Annotated in this window: 13 protein-coding genes; 10 read left to right on the forward strand and 3 right to left on the reverse strand. The window is 68.0% G+C overall.

Features of this window, described 5'->3' with window-relative positions:
* Genes kdpB through ACFQ9R_RS19175 form a run of 3 tightly spaced genes read right to left on the reverse strand, consistent with a single transcriptional unit; the run spans position 1 to position 4,012 of the window.
* Complete coding sequence (gene kdpB / locus ACFQ9R_RS19165; protein WP_378992147.1) at positions 1 to 2,142, reverse strand: potassium-transporting ATPase subunit KdpB; 2,142 nt, start codon at positions 2,140 to 2,142, stop codon at positions 1 to 3.
* Position 2,143: 1 nt separating this feature from the next.
* Positions 2,144 to 3,814, reverse strand: coding sequence for a potassium-transporting ATPase subunit KdpA (gene kdpA / locus ACFQ9R_RS19170; protein ID WP_378992148.1), 1,671 nt, complete (start codon positions 3,812 to 3,814; stop codon positions 2,144 to 2,146).
* Positions 3,815 to 4,012 carry a potassium-transporting ATPase subunit F gene (locus ACFQ9R_RS19175; RefSeq protein WP_378992151.1) on the reverse strand — a complete coding sequence of 66 codons (198 nt, stop codon included), beginning with the start codon at positions 4,010 to 4,012 and terminating at the stop codon, positions 3,815 to 3,817.
* Positions 4,013 to 4,276: 264 nt separating this feature from the next.
* Between ACFQ9R_RS19175 and ACFQ9R_RS19180 the strand changes: the two genes are divergently transcribed.
* The 10 genes from ACFQ9R_RS19180 to smc all read left to right on the forward strand — a co-directional run bounded on the left by ACFQ9R_RS19180 (position 4,277) and on the right by smc (position 15,380).
* Entirely contained in the window at positions 4,277 to 4,420 is a 144-nt protein-coding gene (locus tag ACFQ9R_RS19180) for a hypothetical protein (RefSeq protein ID WP_378992153.1), read from the forward strand.
* Positions 4,417 to 6,939, forward strand: a complete 2,523-nt coding sequence (locus tag ACFQ9R_RS19185) for an ATP-binding protein (RefSeq protein WP_378992154.1) — start codon at positions 4,417 to 4,419, stop codon at positions 6,937 to 6,939. Before ACFQ9R_RS19180 ends, ACFQ9R_RS19185 begins: the two co-directional genes overlap by 4 nt.
* A gap of 121 nt (positions 6,940 to 7,060) precedes the next feature.
* Positions 7,061 to 7,732 (forward strand): response regulator, encoded by a 672-nt coding sequence (locus ACFQ9R_RS19190; protein ID WP_378992399.1) that lies wholly within the window; start codon positions 7,061 to 7,063, stop codon positions 7,730 to 7,732.
* Between the two features lie 90 nt (positions 7,733 to 7,822).
* A complete protein-coding gene (locus tag ACFQ9R_RS19195) occupies positions 7,823 to 8,266 on the forward strand; it encodes an OsmC family protein (RefSeq protein WP_378992155.1) in 444 nt (147 codons plus the stop codon).
* The gene (locus tag ACFQ9R_RS19200) at positions 8,263 to 8,598 is read left to right on the forward strand and encodes an acylphosphatase (RefSeq protein WP_378992157.1); all 336 of its coding nucleotides are present in this window, start codon (positions 8,263 to 8,265) and stop codon (positions 8,596 to 8,598) included. The genes ACFQ9R_RS19195 and ACFQ9R_RS19200 overlap by 4 nt, the downstream gene beginning before the upstream one ends.
* Before the next feature lie 31 nt (positions 8,599 to 8,629).
* Positions 8,630 to 9,379 (forward strand): hypothetical protein, encoded by a 750-nt coding sequence (locus ACFQ9R_RS19205; protein ID WP_378992158.1) that lies wholly within the window; start codon positions 8,630 to 8,632, stop codon positions 9,377 to 9,379.
* Positions 9,380 to 10,543: a glutathionylspermidine synthase family protein gene (locus tag ACFQ9R_RS19210; RefSeq protein WP_378992159.1), complete on the forward strand. Its 1,164-nt coding sequence runs from the start codon at positions 9,380 to 9,382 to the stop codon at positions 10,541 to 10,543. It begins immediately after the preceding gene.
* A gap of 35 nt (positions 10,544 to 10,578) precedes the next feature.
* Positions 10,579 to 11,034: a DUF350 domain-containing protein gene (locus ACFQ9R_RS19215; RefSeq protein WP_062986928.1), complete on the forward strand. Its 456-nt coding sequence runs from the start codon at positions 10,579 to 10,581 to the stop codon at positions 11,032 to 11,034.
* Positions 11,035 to 11,121: 87 nt separating this feature from the next.
* Positions 11,122 to 11,598 (forward strand): DUF1707 domain-containing protein, encoded by a 477-nt coding sequence (locus tag ACFQ9R_RS19220; protein WP_378992161.1) that lies wholly within the window; start codon positions 11,122 to 11,124, stop codon positions 11,596 to 11,598.
* A 155-nt stretch (positions 11,599 to 11,753) separates the two neighbouring features.
* Positions 11,754 to 15,380 (forward strand): chromosome segregation protein SMC, encoded by a 3,627-nt coding sequence (gene smc, locus ACFQ9R_RS19225; RefSeq protein WP_378992163.1) that lies wholly within the window; start codon positions 11,754 to 11,756, stop codon positions 15,378 to 15,380.
* Positions 15,381 to 15,402 lie beyond the last annotated feature (22 nt).

Here is a 15,402-nt window from a genome sequence, read left to right on the forward strand (position 1 = left end):
TCAGGACATCCCGGGGAGGAGTTGGACGAACAGATCGATGACCTTGATGCCGAGGAACGGCGCGATGATGCCGCCGAGGCCGTAGATCGTCAGGTTGCGGCTCAACAGCTTCGAGGCGTTGCTCGGCCGATAGTTGACACCGCGCAGCGCGAGCGGGATGAGCGCCACGATGATGATCGCGTTGAAGATGACCGCGGACAGGATCGCCGACTGTGGGCTGGCCAGGCGCATGATGTTGAGTGCGTCCAGACCGGGGAACAGTGCCACGAACAGCGCGGGAATGATCGCGAAGTACTTGGCGATGTCGTTGGCGATCGAGAACGTGGTGAGCGCGCCACGGGTGATCAGCAACTGCTTGCCGATCTCCACGATCTCGATCAGCTTGGTCGGATCCGAGTCGAGATCGACCATATTGCCCGCCTCTTTGGCGGCCGAGGTGCCGGTGTTCATCGCCACGCCCACGTCGGCCTGAGCCAGGGCGGGAGCGTCGTTGGTGCCGTCACCGGTCATCGCGACCAGGCGGCCGCCGTCCTGTTCGGACTTGATCAGCGCGAGCTTGTCCTCGGGCGTCGCCTCGGCGAGGAAGTCGTCCACGCCCGCTTCGTCGGCGATCGCCTTGGCTGTCAACGGGTTGTCGCCGGTGATCATGACCGTGCGGATGCCCATGCGGCGCATCTCGTCGAAACGTTCCCGCATGCCCTGCTTGACAACATCTTTGAGATGGATGACGCCGAGCAGACGCGGTGTTGCGTCGCGGACTTCACCGACCATCAGCGGGGTGCCGCCGGAGGCGGAGATGCCGTCGACGATCGCCGAAGCCTCGGCCGGGATCGAACCACCTTGGGCGCGAACCCATTCGGTGACCGCACCCGCTGCCCCCTTGCGCAGCTGGTGCCCGTCGGCCAGGTCGACGCCCGACATGCGGGTCTGCGCGGTGAACTCGACCCAGGTGGCCCCGGGAAGTTCACCCGCGCTGCGCTCGCGCTTGTTGAACACCTCCTTGGCGAACACGACGATCGAGCGCCCCTCCGGCGTCTCGTCGGCGAGGCTGGACAGCTGTGCCGCGTCGGCCAGGTCGTCGTCGAGAACGCCGGGTACCGGGATGAACGCGGCTGCCTGGCGGTTGCCGAGGGTGATCGTTCCGGTCTTGTCCAGCAGCAGTGTGTTCACATCGCCCGCGGCTTCCACCGCACGACCGGACATGGCGAGCACGTTGCGCTGCACGAGGCGGTCCATGCCCGCGATGCCGATGGCCGAGAGCAGCGCGCCGATGGTGGTCGGGATGAGACAGACCAGCAGCGAGACCATCACGATGCCGGTGATGCCGTGCGCGTCCAGTGCCGAGGTGTCCGGCACGCCGGGGTTGTTCGACTTGGCGAAGACGGCCAGCGGCTGCAGGGTGGTCACCGCGAACACGAAGATGATCGTGAGCGCGGCCAGCAGGATGTTGAGCGCGATCTCGTTCGGGGTCTTCTGCCTGCTCGCACCCTCGACGAGGGCGATCATCTTGTCGATGAAGCTGGCGCCGGGTTCCTGGGTGATCCGCACGACGATCCGGTCCGAGAGCACCGTGGTGCCGCCGGTGACGGCCGAGCGGTCGCCGCCGGATTCCCGGATCACGGGCGCGGATTCACCGGTGATGGCCGATTCGTCCACCGAGGCGATGCCTTCGACGACGTCACCGTCGCCAGGGATGATCTGGCCCGCCTCGACGACGACGTAGTCGCCGCGCCGCAGCTCGGGAGCCGCGAGGCGTTGCTCGACGATGCGCCCACCCGGTGTCCAGTCGGCCAGGCGGCGGGCGATGGTGTCGGTCTTGGCTTTGCGCAGCGAGTCGGCCTGCGCCTTGCCGCGCCCCTCCGCGACGGCCTCGGCCAGATTCGCGAAAACGACGGTGAGCCAGAGCCAGACGACGATCGCCCAGGCGAAGAAGCTCGGGTCGGCGATGGCGAGGACGGTCGACCACACGGCGCCGATCTCGACGATCAGCATCACCGGGTTCTTCCACAGCGTGCGCGGATCGAGCTTGCGCACGGCGTCGGGAAGGGAGGTGAGCAGCAACTTCGGGTCGAGGACGCCGCGTTGCACGCCTTTGCTGCGGTGCTCGGGCCGCGGTGCGGATTCTAGTGTGGGAGTGGTCATTTCAGTGGATTCCTTCGGCGAGCGGCCCGAGCGCGAGAGCGGGCAGGAAGGTGAGCGCGACCAGGATCACCGTCACGCCGACGACCATGCCGACGAACTGCGGCCGGTGCGTCGGCAGCGTGCCGATCGACGCGGGGGTGGTGCCCTGCTGGGCCAGCGAACCCGCGAGTGCCAGCACGATGATGATCGGCAGGAATCGGCCGAACAGCATCGCGAGGCCGAGTGCGGTGTTGTACCACTCGGTGTTGCCGGTGAGACCGGCGAAGGCGGAACCGTTGTTGTTGGCCGCGGAGGTGAAGGCGTACAACACCTCCGACATGCCGTGTGGCCCGCCGTTGAGCATGCTCGCTCGTTGTCCCGGCAAGGCCATGGCCACCGCCGTGCCGACCAGGACGATCAGCGGACTCACCAGGAAATACGTTGCCGCCAGCTTGATCTCGCGCGGGGTGATCTTCTTGCCCAGGTATTCCGGAGTGCGTCCGACCATCAGGCCCGCGACGAACACCGTGATCACGGCGAGGATCAACATGCCGTACAGGCCGGAGCCGACACCGCCGGGCGCCACCTCGCCGAGCTGCATGTTGAACATCGTCATCATGCCGCCGAGGCTGGTGTAGGAATCGTGGAACGAGTTCACCGCGCCGGTCGAGGTGAGGGTGGTCGCACCGGCGAAGGTGGCCGAATCGGCCACGCCGAAACGGGTTTCCACGCCTTCCATGGAGGCGCCGATCGCGGTCGGCACCGTGCCGTGGTGCTGGAGCTGGAACAGGTTGGTCAGCGAGATGCTGGCCAGGGCGATCGTGCCCATCACCGCCACGATCGCGTAGCCCTGCTTGGTGGAACCGACCATCCGGCCGAAGGTGCGCGGCAGTGAGAACGCGATCACCATCAGCAGGAAGATCTCGAGGAAGTTCGTCCAGGTGCTCGGGTTCTCGAACGGGTGCGCGGAGTTCGCGTTGTAGAAGCCGCCGCCGTTGGTGCCGAGTTCCTTGATGACCTCCTGGCTGGCCACCGGACCGCCGGTGATGGTCTGTTCGGCGCCGCCGATGGTCTGCGCGACCTGATCGTGGAGGTGGAAGTTCTGGATGACGCCGCCCGCGACCAGCGCGATCGCGAACACGAACGCCAGCGGAAGCAGAATGCGCAGGGTGCCGCGCACCAGGTCGACCCAGAAGTTGCCGAGGTCGCCGGTGTGGCGACGGGCGAAGCCACGCACCAGCGCCACCGCCACCGCCATGCCGACAGCCGCGGAGACGAAGTTCTGCACCGCGAGACCGGCCATCTGCACCAGGTGACCCTGGGTGGACTCACCGGAATAGTTCTGCCAGTTGGTGTTGGTGACGAAGCTGACCGCGGTGTTCCACGCGAGCGCGGGGGTCATCTCGGTGCCGGGATCGTCGAGGTGCAGCGGCAGCGCGCCCTGCACCAGCTGGAAGAAGAACAGGAACAGCACGCTGACCGCCGAGAACGCCAGCACGCTGCGGGCATAGACGGGCCAGGTCTGCTCGACCTCGGGTTTCGCGCCGATGGCGCGCAAGATCAGCCGCTCGACGCGGGAGTACTTGTCGCTGCTGTAGACCCGGTACATGTAGTCGCCCAGCGGCACATGCACCAGGGCGAGCGCGAGAACCAGAGCCGCCACGAAGACGATCCCCGCAGTAGTCGTGTTCACCTAGAACCTCTCGGGGAAGAGCAGCGCCGCGACCATGAAGACGGCGACTCCGGCAGCCAGAGCGAGACCGACAAGGTTCGCGATCACAGCTTCTCCACCCCTCGCTGGATCAAGCCCAGCAGCGCGAAGATCGCCACGGTGAGCACCGTGAACACCACGACAGACATTCCAACCTCCTTGCGCTCCGAGGTGGAGCACCTAGGTGAGTGAAACGCCGGATCGCGGCTCGGCGTGGCTTCCTTACGACTCCTTAGCGCCTCGGGGCCCGGCCTTTGCGCAACGTTGACGCTGCCGATGGGTGTGAGGATGCCGTCAAAGCAGGCGCGATAGCTGTCAACACACCGTAAAGATCGAGATCACGCGCCTGTTCGGGCGGTAGAAAGTGGGCACCGGTCGGCGAATGGCGCCGGCGGTCCCTGGTGCACGGAAAGTGAGATCGCGGTGTCGGTAGTGACCCTTGCGGTGATTTTCGGTTTTGCCGGATCGCTGCTGTTGATCCGGATGCTCGGTCGGCTGAACACCTCGCACGCACCGATGGTGAGCGTCGGTGTGTTGCCGGTGCGCACGTCGGCTCCGGCGCGACGACACGCGATGATGGACCGGTGAAACGCGGACAACTGCGCATCTACCTCGGTGCGGCGCCGGGCGTGGGCAAGACCTACGCCATGCTCGGCGAAGCGCATCGGCGGTCCGAACGTGGCCGTGATGTGGTGGCGGCCGTCGTGGAGACGCACGGGCGCAAGAAGACCGCCGAACTTCTGGATGGCATCGAGCAGATTCCGACCAAGACGGTCTCCTATCGCGGGACCGAGTTGCCCGAACTCGATGTCGATGCGGTACTCACGCGCAAGCCCGCGGTGGTGCTGGTCGACGAACTGGCGCATACGAACGCACCGGGCAGCGTGCACGAGAAGCGTTGGCAGGACGTGGAGCAACTCCTGGCCGCGGGTATCGACGTGATCTCCACGGTGAACGTGCAGCACCTCGAGAGCCTCAACGATGTGGTCCAGCAGATCACCGGGATCGAGCAGCGGGAGACCGTGCCCGACGCGGTGGTGCGCGGCGCCGATCAGGTGGAACTGGTCGACCTGACACCGGAAGCATTGCGGCGCAGGCTTTCTCACGGGAATGTCTACGCCGCCGACAAGGTCGACGCAGCGCTGCGCAATTACTTCCGCCCCGGCAATCTCACCGCGCTGCGCGAACTCGCGCTGCTGTGGCTGGCCGACCAGGTCGATGCGGCGCTGGCCAGGTACCGGGCCGACCACAAGATCACCGAGCTCTGGGAGGCGCGTGAACGCGTCGTGGTCGCGGTCACCGGTGGTCCCGAGTCGGAGACGGTGGTGCGCCGGGCCGGGCGGATCGCGTCCAAGTCCAGTGCCGATCTGGTCGTGTTGCACGTGGTGCGCGGCGACGGGCTGGTCGGGGTGTCGACCGAACGGATGACCAAGCTGCGCGATCTCGCCGCCGGTCTCGACGCCTCGCTGCACACCGTGACCGGCGACGACGTGCCCACCGCGCTGCTGGAATTCGCGCGAGAGGTCAATGCCACTCAGCTGGTACTCGGCACTTCGCGGCGTTCGCGCTGGGCGCGGATGCTCGATGAGGGCATCGGCTCCACCGTGGTGCAGCGCTCGGGCAAGATCGACGTGCACATGGTGACGCACGAGGAGGCCAATCGAGGGGTGCGCAGGCATTGGCTGCGTCCGAGGCGGCCGGTGAGCGCGTGGCCCGCGGCGGTGATCGTGCCGGTGCTGGTGAGCGCGATCTGCGCGGTATTCCTCGACGGGTGGTTGCAGCTGGGCGGGCTCAGCGCCATGTTCTTCGTCGGCGTGGTGGCGGTCGCGTTGTTCGGCGGTATCGTTCCCGCCGGCCTGTCGGCGCTGCTGTCGGGGCTGCTGCTCAACTGGTACTTCACCGATCCGCGCTTCAGCTTCACCATCGCCGAGCCGGACAACTTCGTCACCGTGGTCGTGCTGCTCATCGTCGCGGTGGCCGTGGCGGCGCTGGTCGATGTCGCGGCGAAGCGAACGCTGCAGGCGCGCAAGGCATCCCGGGAAGCCGAGCTGCTGACGATGTTCGCCGGATCCGTGCTGCACGGCGCCGATCTGAACAACCTGCTCGAGCAAGTCCGCGAAACCTACGGCCAGCGCGCGGTGAGTGTGCAGTGCGGCGATCGGATCGTCGCCGCGGTCGGCCCCGAACCACCGACACGTCCCTCCGATGCCGAGACCGTCATCGAAGCCGGTGACGCGCAGAGTCACCTGCTGCTCGCCGGTCGGTCGATCGACTCCTCCGATCGGCCGGTGCTCAACGCGGTCGCCAATCAGGCGGTCGGGCTGGTGCGCCAGGCCCGATTGGCGGAGGAAGCCAGCGCGGCGGCGGCGCTGCTGGAAGCCGACCGGCTGCGTCGTGCGCTGTTGTCGGCGGTCAGCCACGATCTGCGCACCCCCCTGGCAGGCGCGAAAGCGGCCGTGTCCAGCCTGCGCAGCGACGACATCGAATTCTCGGCGGAGGACACCGGCGAACTGCTGGAGGCGATCGAGGAATCCGTCGACCAGCTGACCGCGCTGGTGGGCAATCTGCTCGACTCCTCGCGACTGGCGGTCGGCGTCGTCACGCCGCAGTTGCGACAGGTGTACATGGACGAGGCGGTGCATCGCGCGCTGGTGAGTGTCGGCATGGGCACCCGTGGCCTGCGCCGCGCGGCGATGGACCGGGTGAAGGTCGAGGTCGATGAGGTTTCGGTGCTCGCCGACAGCGGTCTGCTCGAACGCGTCCTGGCCAACCTGATCGATAACGCTCTGCGCCATTCCGGTCGCGAGTCGCCCGTGCGGGTGACTGCCGAACACGACGGTGACCGGGTGTCGATCGCGGTTGTCGACGTCGGCCCCGGCGTCCCGTCCGGCACCGAAGAGCAACTGTTCGAACCCTTCCAGCGCCTCGGCGACCGCGACAACACCACCGGCGTCGGCCTCGGCCTGTCCGTGGTCCGCGGCTTCGTCGAAGCAATGAGCGGCACCGTCCACGCCGAGCCGACCCCGGGAGGTGGGCTCACGATGCTCGTCGATCTGCCGTCCGGCACACCCGCGGCGCCGGCACACGTCGACTCCCGAGGAAAGTGAGCACATGGGCAACTCATCGGGGACGGGCGAACCGGTCCGCCGGCCGCCGGCGGTGGACGACCACGCGCAGGAGGCCGATCCGAAGACGCGGGGAGGCGGGGCAGCGCATCCCCCGGTCAAAGTGCTCGTCGTCGATGACGAGCCACAGATCGTCCGCGCCTTGCGGATCAATTTGTCGGTGCGCGGGTACGAGGTCCTGACCGCGGGAAACGGCGCCGCCGCCTTACGGGTGGCGGCCGAAAAGCACCCCGACGTCGTCATTCTCGACCTCGGTCTGCCCGACATGGACGGGATCGAGGTGCTGGCCGGACTGCGTGGGTGGTCGCCCGCACCGGTGCTCGTGCTGTCGGCGCGCACCGATTCGGCCGACAAGGTCGAGGCGCTCGATGCCGGCGCCGACGACTACGTGACCAAGCCGTTCGGGATGGACGAACTGCTGGCCCGGCTGCGCGCGGCGGTGCGTCGTGGTGCCAGCGCGACCGATGCGGGCGACCCGATCGTGGTCACCGACTCGTTCACCGTCGACCTCGTCGCCAAGAAGGTCACCAAGCAGGGTGTGCCGGTGCACCTGACGCCCACCGAGTGGGGGATGCTCGAGATGCTGGTGCGCAATCGCGGAAAACTGGTGGGGCGCAAGGAACTACTGCGCGAGGTGTGGGGTCCGGCCTATGCCACCGAGACCCATTACCTGCGGGTCTACCTCGCGCAGTTGCGGCGCAAACTCGAAGACGATCCGGCCAACCCGCGCCATCTGCTCACCGAGGCGGGGATGGGGTACCGCTTCCAGGAATGAGCGTGCGCCCGGTCACGTGACCGGAATGCCGGGAGTGGCGTGGACGTTCCCAGGCGTGGATCGTCGTCGAGCGAATGGCAGGATCAAGGCATGGCTGAGCAGATCGCACCCGTGACCAACGCCCCCACCGAACTGTGGGTCGAGCGCACCGGAACCCGCGCCTACACCGGGCGCAGCAACCGTGGCGCCGAGGTGTTGATCGCCTCCCAGGGCGTGCCGGGTGCCTTCACCCCGGGTGAGTTGCTGAAGATCGCGCTCGCGGGCTGCACCGGGCTCAGCTCCGATTTGCCGTTGTCGCGTCGCCTCGGCGACGAGTTCGACGCCACCATCCGCGTCTCGGGCGATGCCGACCGCGAGAACGAGCTCTACCCGCAGCTCGACGAGGTCCTCGAACTCGACCTGTCCGAACTCGACGAGGCCGCCCGCGAACGACTACTGGTCACCGTGCAGCGTGCTGTCGACAAGGTGTGCACCGTGGGCCGCACGCTCAAAGCGGGCACGAAGGTGACGCTGACCTTCAACATCGACGCATGAGCGAGGAGCCGGTTCGGCTGAGCGCGTGGGTGCACGGGTACGTGCAGGGCGTGGGATTCCGGTGGTGGACGCGGTCGCGCGCACTGGAACTCGGCCTGGTCGGCTACGCGCGCAACCACAGCGACGGTCGCGTCCACGTTGTCGCCGAAGGGCCACGAACGGCGGGCGAGAAATTGCTGGAACTGCTACGGTCCGGCGAAGCGCCCGAGAGCTCGCACGCTGTCGGGCACGTGACACATGGTCTGTCCGGGCGTGCTCCTGGGCGGGTAGACCTGGTTGTGGAAAGCTGGGAGCCCGTGCGGGGCGACATGACGGGATTCGAGGAGCGCTAGTGGTGACTTCGGGGGCTAGGGGGCGGCAGCGGTGAGCACACAGAACCCTGGTCCGCCCGATCGACCGGAACAACCCTCGAACGGCGAGCCCGAGAGATCGCCGTGGACCCCGCCCGACTCCGGCGCGGGCTGGACCCCGCCGGACCCGGGTTCGGCACCGTCCGATCCGAATGCCGGTGCGACGCCAGCGGACCCGGTGTTCGGCGGGGGCGGGCATCCCGTCGGCCAACCGCAACCCGGCCGGATGTCACGGCAGGAACCCGGCGTCACCCAGCCACGTCCACCCACTGTCGGTGAGGCGCGCGCCAGGGACAAGGCCCGCAGGCAGGCCGAAGAGGCCGAGCGGGCAGCGGTCGCGGCGGCCGAGGAGAAGCGGCGCAACCGTAAACGCGTGATGATCGGCGGTGTCGCCATCGTGGGCGTCGCCGCGCTGGTCGGTGGCGGTTACCTCGCCTACCGGGCGATCACCGCACCCGACCAGGTCACGGCCTCGTGCGTGCAGATCGACCAGAACGGGCAGGAAGTCGTTGTCCCCGACGACAACTGCGGCGACGGCAAGACCAATTTCCGCAGTGAGGGCTCCGGCGGTCACGGCGCCGGACTGTTGATTCTGGGCTGGCCGCAGTACCGCTACCACTACGGCGGCACACCGACGATCGGCAAGCCACCCACCGGCGGCACCTCGGTGAAACCGCGCAATGCCCAGATCACGACCAAGAGCGGCACCACGGTGCAACGCGGCGGACTCGGCAGCAAGTCGACCGGGGGGAGTGGGTCGTAGATGCGGCGCACCAAGAGCACACCACGCCAGGACTGGCAGCAGATCGTCGAGAAGCAGGGCCTCGTCTACGGCGCGCCGGGGCGCGATGCCAGCGGTCAGCCGCGCCCGTACTGGGACGAGTCGGTGCACTACGAGTTCTCGATGGACGAGATCCTCGCGCTGGAAGCCGATGTGGAACTGCTGCAATCGATGTGTCTGCACGCGGTCGAGCACGTGGTCCTCACCGAGCGCTTCGCCGATTTCGGTCTGCCGGAATGGACGTGGGGCCCGATCGCCGAATCATGGCGTCGCAGTGACCCTTACGTGTACGGCCGCTTCGACCTGCGCTACGACGCGCGCCGCCCGGCCAAGCTGCTGGAATACAACGCCGACACCCCCACCTCGCTGCTCGAGGCCGCGATCATCCAGTGGCACTGGTTGCAGCAGGTGTATCCCGGTGGCGACCAATGGAATTCGCTGCACGAGAAACTGGTGGAGCGCTGGACCGAACTGCGCGGCGTGCTGCCCGGTACCGAACTGCACTTCACCTGGTCGGGCGCCGACGCGACCGGCGAGGACAATGTCACCACCGCCTACATGCAGGAGACGGCGGCCGAAGCCGGGTTCGACACGGTCGCGCTGCCGATCGAGGAAGTCGGTTTCGACACCGAGCTGAACCGGTTCGTCGATCTGGCCGAGGCGCCGATCGAGGCGATCTTCAAGCTGTATCCGTGGGAGTGGATCCTCGACGACGACTTCGGCAAGCGCGTGGTCGGCAGCCTGCCCGCGACCGCGTGGATCGAACCGCTGTGGACCACATTGCTGAGCAACAAGGCGATCCTGGCGATCCTGTGGGAGATGTATCCCGGTCATCCCAATCTGTTGCCCGCCTACCTGGACAACCCGCACGAGCTCACCGAATACATTCGCAAACCCAAGCTCGGCCGCGAGGGCGCGAACATGACCATCGTCGGTCCCGGCATGGAGACCGCGACCGGCGGCGTCTACGGCGCCGAGGGTTTCGTCTACCAATTGCTCGATCCGCTACCGGAATTCGACGGGATGCGCCCGGTGCTCGGCGCCTGGGTCGTGGGTGACACCGCGGCGGGGCTGGGCATTCGGGAGACCGCCGGCCTGATCACCGATGACGGCGCCGCATTCGTGCCGCACCGCATCGTCGACTGACACCTGACCTCACAACATTGTTCGAAAGGACCACGATGACCGCCCTCGCCCTGGAATCGGGTTATTGGAGTGCGCTCGGTGAAGGCGTCGGCGCCATCATCCTGTACTGCCTGATCGGCCTCGCCCTCATGCTGATCGGCTTCTTCGCCATCGACCTGACCACGCCCGGCAAGCTGCGCGACCTGGTGGTGGCGGGTAAGCCGAACGCGATCATCGTCTCGGCGGCCGGGATGATCAGCATGGCGTTCATCGTCGTGTTCGCGGTGCTGGCCACCGGCGGCAGCGGCAAGCTGTCGGAAGGTCTGATCGCGGCGATCATCTACGGCCTGGTCGGCATCATCGCGCAGGTGATCTCGGTACGGGTGATCGAGAAGGTCACCGGCATCGACATCGGCCGCACGCTGCACGCCGAGACCTACACCCCCGAGGTTCTCGTCGTCGCCGCCGCGCACTTCGCGCTGGGTCTCGTGGTGGCCTTCGCCATTCTCTGAACGAGGGTGATCGGTTGACATCGCACTGTGGAGGGTGGACGCTGGAAACCAGCACTCCACCGTGGATGTGACCGAGAGGACGTCGGCATGGATATCACCCCGGGTACGCGCGCGTCCGACGCCGAACGCAACGCGATCGTCGCCCAGTTGGGCACACATCTGGCCGACGGCAGGCTCGACCTGGGCGAATACGATCTGCGCGTGGCCAAGGTCTACGCGACCACCACGCGCGACGAACTCGCCGTCGTCCTGTCCGACCTGCCCGCGCTGACGAAACAGCAGCAAGCGGACGTACCGGTCGAACGCAAGCCCGGTACACGGTTCCCGATCTGGCAGCGCATCGAGGCGGGCAGCTGGCTCGGCGTCAGCGTGATCGTGCTGGTCATCTGGGGTCTGATCTCCTTGACTGCGGGCGAGCTCACCTACTTCTGGCCGATGTGGGTGATCGGCCCGTGGGGCGCGGTCCTGGTCTTCCGCGTGATCACCGGCTGGGAAGCGACTCCCGGCACCCAGACCCACTTGCGTCAACTTCAGAAGCAGATGAAGCACATCAATCCGCACTGACCGCAAACTTGCCGCTACGTCCGCTAGGCTTTCGCGAGCACATGGGTAACTCGTCGGGAACCGGCTGCCCGAGTCACCCCCATCACCGCTGGCCGCGTGCGATGCCTGCACGCACCTAGGTCTGGCCTGATTCGCGGAGAGGCGGACGAGTTCTCTTGCATTTGAAGAGCCTGACGTTGAAGGGGTTCAAGTCCTTCGCGTCTGCGACCACGTTGCGCTTCGAACCGGGCATCACCTGCGTAGTCGGGCCGAACGGGTCCGGCAAATCCAATGTCGTGGACGCGCTGTCCTGGGTGATGGGCGAGCAGGGTGCCAAAGCGTTGCGGGGCGGGAAGATGCAGGACGTCATCTTCGCCGGGACGGTCGGGCGGGCTCCGCTCGGGCGCGCCGAGGTGACACTGACCATCGACAACTCCGACGGCGCACTGCCCATCGACTACGCCGAGGTGTCGATCACCCGGCGGATGTTCCGCGACGGCGCGGGCGAGTACGAGATCAACGGCAGCACGTGCCGGCTGATGGATGTGCAGGAACTGCTGTCGGACTCCGGTATCGGGCGCGAGATGCACGTCATCGTGGGTCAGGGCAGGCTGTCGGCGATCCTGGAATCGCGGCCGGAGGATCGGCGCGCGTTCGTCGAAGAGGCCGCGGGCGTGCTCAAGCACCGCAGGCGCAAGGAGAAGGCGGTCCGCAAGCTCGACGCGATGCAGGCCAACCTCGCCCGGCTCACCGACCTCACCACCGAACTTCGCCGCCAGCTCAAGCCGCTCAGCCGCCAGGCCGAGGTCGCCCGCCGCGCGCAGACCGTGCAGGCCGACCTGCGCGACGCCCGGTTGCGACTGGCCGCCGACGACCTGGTCACCCGCCGCGGCGAGCTGGAATCCCAGCTCAGCAAAGAGGCCTACGCCCGCGAACAGCAGATCAACGTGCAGACCGAACTCGACGCCGCCAACGCCGCACTGGCGCAGCAGGAGTTCCAGCTGTCGCGGCTGAGTCCCAGCGCCGAGGCCGCCGCGCAGACGTGGTTCCAGCTCTCGGCGCTGACCGAACGGGTCAACGCCACCATCCGCATCGCCAGCGACCGGGCCCGGCACCTGCACACCGAGGCGCCGGTCGGCACCGGACGCGACCCCGACCAGCTCGAGGCCGAGGCCGACCGGATCGAAGCCGAAGAGGCCGAACTGCGGTACGCGGTGGAGATGGCCACCGAGACCCTCGAAGCCGCCCGCGAAGCCCTCGCCGAGCGGGAACACGCCGCCAAGGCGGCCGAGCAGGCGCACCTGGCGGCCGTGCGCGCGATCGCCGACCGGCGGGAGGGGCTGGCCCGGCTGTCCGGCCAGGTCGACACGTTGCGCACCCGTGCCCAGTCCGTGGACGCCGAGATCGCGCGTCTGTCCGTGGCCATCGCCGACGCCCGGCACCGTGGTGAGACCGCGCAGGTCGAATACGACTCGGTGCAGGACGAACTCGGCGAACTCGACGCGGGCGAGAAGGGTCTGGACGCCCAGCACGAACACGCCGTCGCCGCCCAGGAACTGGCCGACGAGCGCGTGCGGGAACTGCGGGAACTCGACCGGGAGGCGAGCAAGCTGGTCGCCCGGCTCGGTGCCCGCATCGAAGCGCTCGGCATGAACCTGGCCCGCAAGGACGGCGCGGCCTGGCTGCTCGAACACGGCGTGGGCGGGCTCGGCGGACGGCTGTCGGGCCTGCTACGCGTGCAGTCCGGGTTCGAGGCCGCTGTGGCCGCACTGCTCGGTCCGCTCGCCGATGCCATCACCGCCGATACCGCGACCACCGCCGACTCGGCGGTGCGGGAATTGCGCAGCGGTGACGGTGGCCGGGTGGCGTTCGTCTTCGCCACCGACGCGGCGTTATCGGCCGAGCGTTCCGCGTTGCCCGCCGGTGCGCAGTGGCTCGCCGACGTGCTCGAAGGCGACGAGCAGGTGCGACCCGCGCTGGCCGCGCTCACTGCCGACGTGGTGGTCGTCGACGATCTGGCGACCGCCACCGAGCTCGTCACCCTGCGCCCGGAACTGCGGGTGGTCACCCGTGACGGGGATCTGGCCGGTGCCGGCTGGATCGTCGGCGGTTCGGAACGGATGCCCAGCCAGCTCGAGGTCCAGGCCGATATCGACACCGCCACCGCCGAATTGGCGGCCGCGCAACGGCGGGCCGAGGAGCTGGAGGCCGCGCTGGCCGGCGCGCTGGCCGAACAGACCGACCGCAAGGACGCCGCCGACCACGCGCTGATGGCGCTGCACGAATCCGATCAGGCACTGCTGGCGATCTACGACCGGCTCGCCCGGGTCGGGCAGAACGCTCGCGCGGCACAGACCGAAGGCGAGCGGCTGGCCACCCAGCGCGCGGAAGCCGAAGCGGCGCGGGAGAAGTCGCTCGCCTCGCTCGCCGAGCTCGAGGACCGGCTGCGGCACGCCGAGATCGAACACGACGGCAGCGACGACAGCTACGGCGCCGCGAGCACCGAGACCGCGGGCTATGCCCGTGAGGAAGCCGCCGCCGCGCTCGCCGAGGCCCGGACCATGGAGGTCGAGGCCCGGCTGTCGGTGCGTACTTCGGAGGAGCGCGCGGAATCTGTTCGCGGCAAAGCGGATTCGCTGCGCAGGGCGGCCCGTGGGGAGCGGGAGGCCAGGGCTCGCGCCGAACGCGCGCAGGCCGCTCGGCGCCAGGCTGCCGCGGTCGCCGCGGCCGTCGCCGCATCGGGCACCGAGATCAAGAACGAACTCGAGCAGGTCGTGGCCGCCGCCGCGGCACGGCGTGACGAATTGGTCCGTCGCCGTGGCGAATGCGCGGCCGTGCTGGAACAGGTGAAGGAACGCGCCCGTGCGCTGAACACCCAGCTGACCCAGCTCACCGACGCCGTGCACCGCGACGAAGTCGCCAAAGCCCAAGCGGCACTGCGCATCGAACAGCTGGAGACGACGATCTCCGAACAATTCGGCATCGCGCTCGCCGACCTCGTCGCCGAATACGGGCCCGAGGTGCCGTTGCCGCCCTCGGCCCTGGAGCTGCACGAGTACGAGGAGGCCAAGGAGCGCGGCGAGCAGGTCAGCGCACCGCAGCCGATGCCCTACGATCGCCCGACCCAGGAGCGCCGCGCCAAACGCGCCGAGAAGGACCTCACCACCCTCGGTAAGGTGAATCCCCTTGCGCTGGAGGAGTTCGCGGCCTTGGAAGAGCGCTATACCTTTCTGGCCACCCAGCTCGAGGACGTCAAGAACGCGCGCAAGGACCTGCTCGACGTGGTCGCCGAAGTCGACGCCCGCATCCTCCAGGTGTTCACCGAGGCCTACGCCGATGTGGAACGCGAATTCGTCGGCGTCTTCGGGAAACTGTTCCCCGGCGGCGAGGGCAGGCTGGTGCTCACCGACCCGTCGGACATGCTCACCACGGGCATCGAGGTCGAGGCGCGCCCGCCCGGCAAGAAGGTGAAGCGCCTCTCGCTGCTCTCCGGCGGTGAGAAGTCGCTCACCGCTGTCGCGTTGCTGGTCGCCATCTTCCGCGCTCGCCCCTCCCCGTTCTATGTGATGGACGAGGTCGAGGCGGCCCTGGACGACACCAACCTGCGCCGTCTCATCGGCCTGTTCGAGCAGCTGCGTGAGAAGAGCCAGCTGATCGTCATCACCCACCAGAAGCCCACCATGGAGATCGCCGACGCCCTCTACGGCGTGAGCATGCGCGGCGACGGCATCACCCAGGTCATCTCCCAGCGGCTGAACCGAGCCGAGGTCCCCGACCCCGACCCGGTCTCGGCTTCGGCCTGAGGTCGGTGCTCGCGCGGCTGGA

Origin of the sequence: Nocardia sp. NPDC056541 (genome assembly GCF_042794235.1) — a bacterium.
Lineage (GTDB): Bacteria > Actinomycetota > Actinomycetes > Mycobacteriales > Mycobacteriaceae > Nocardia.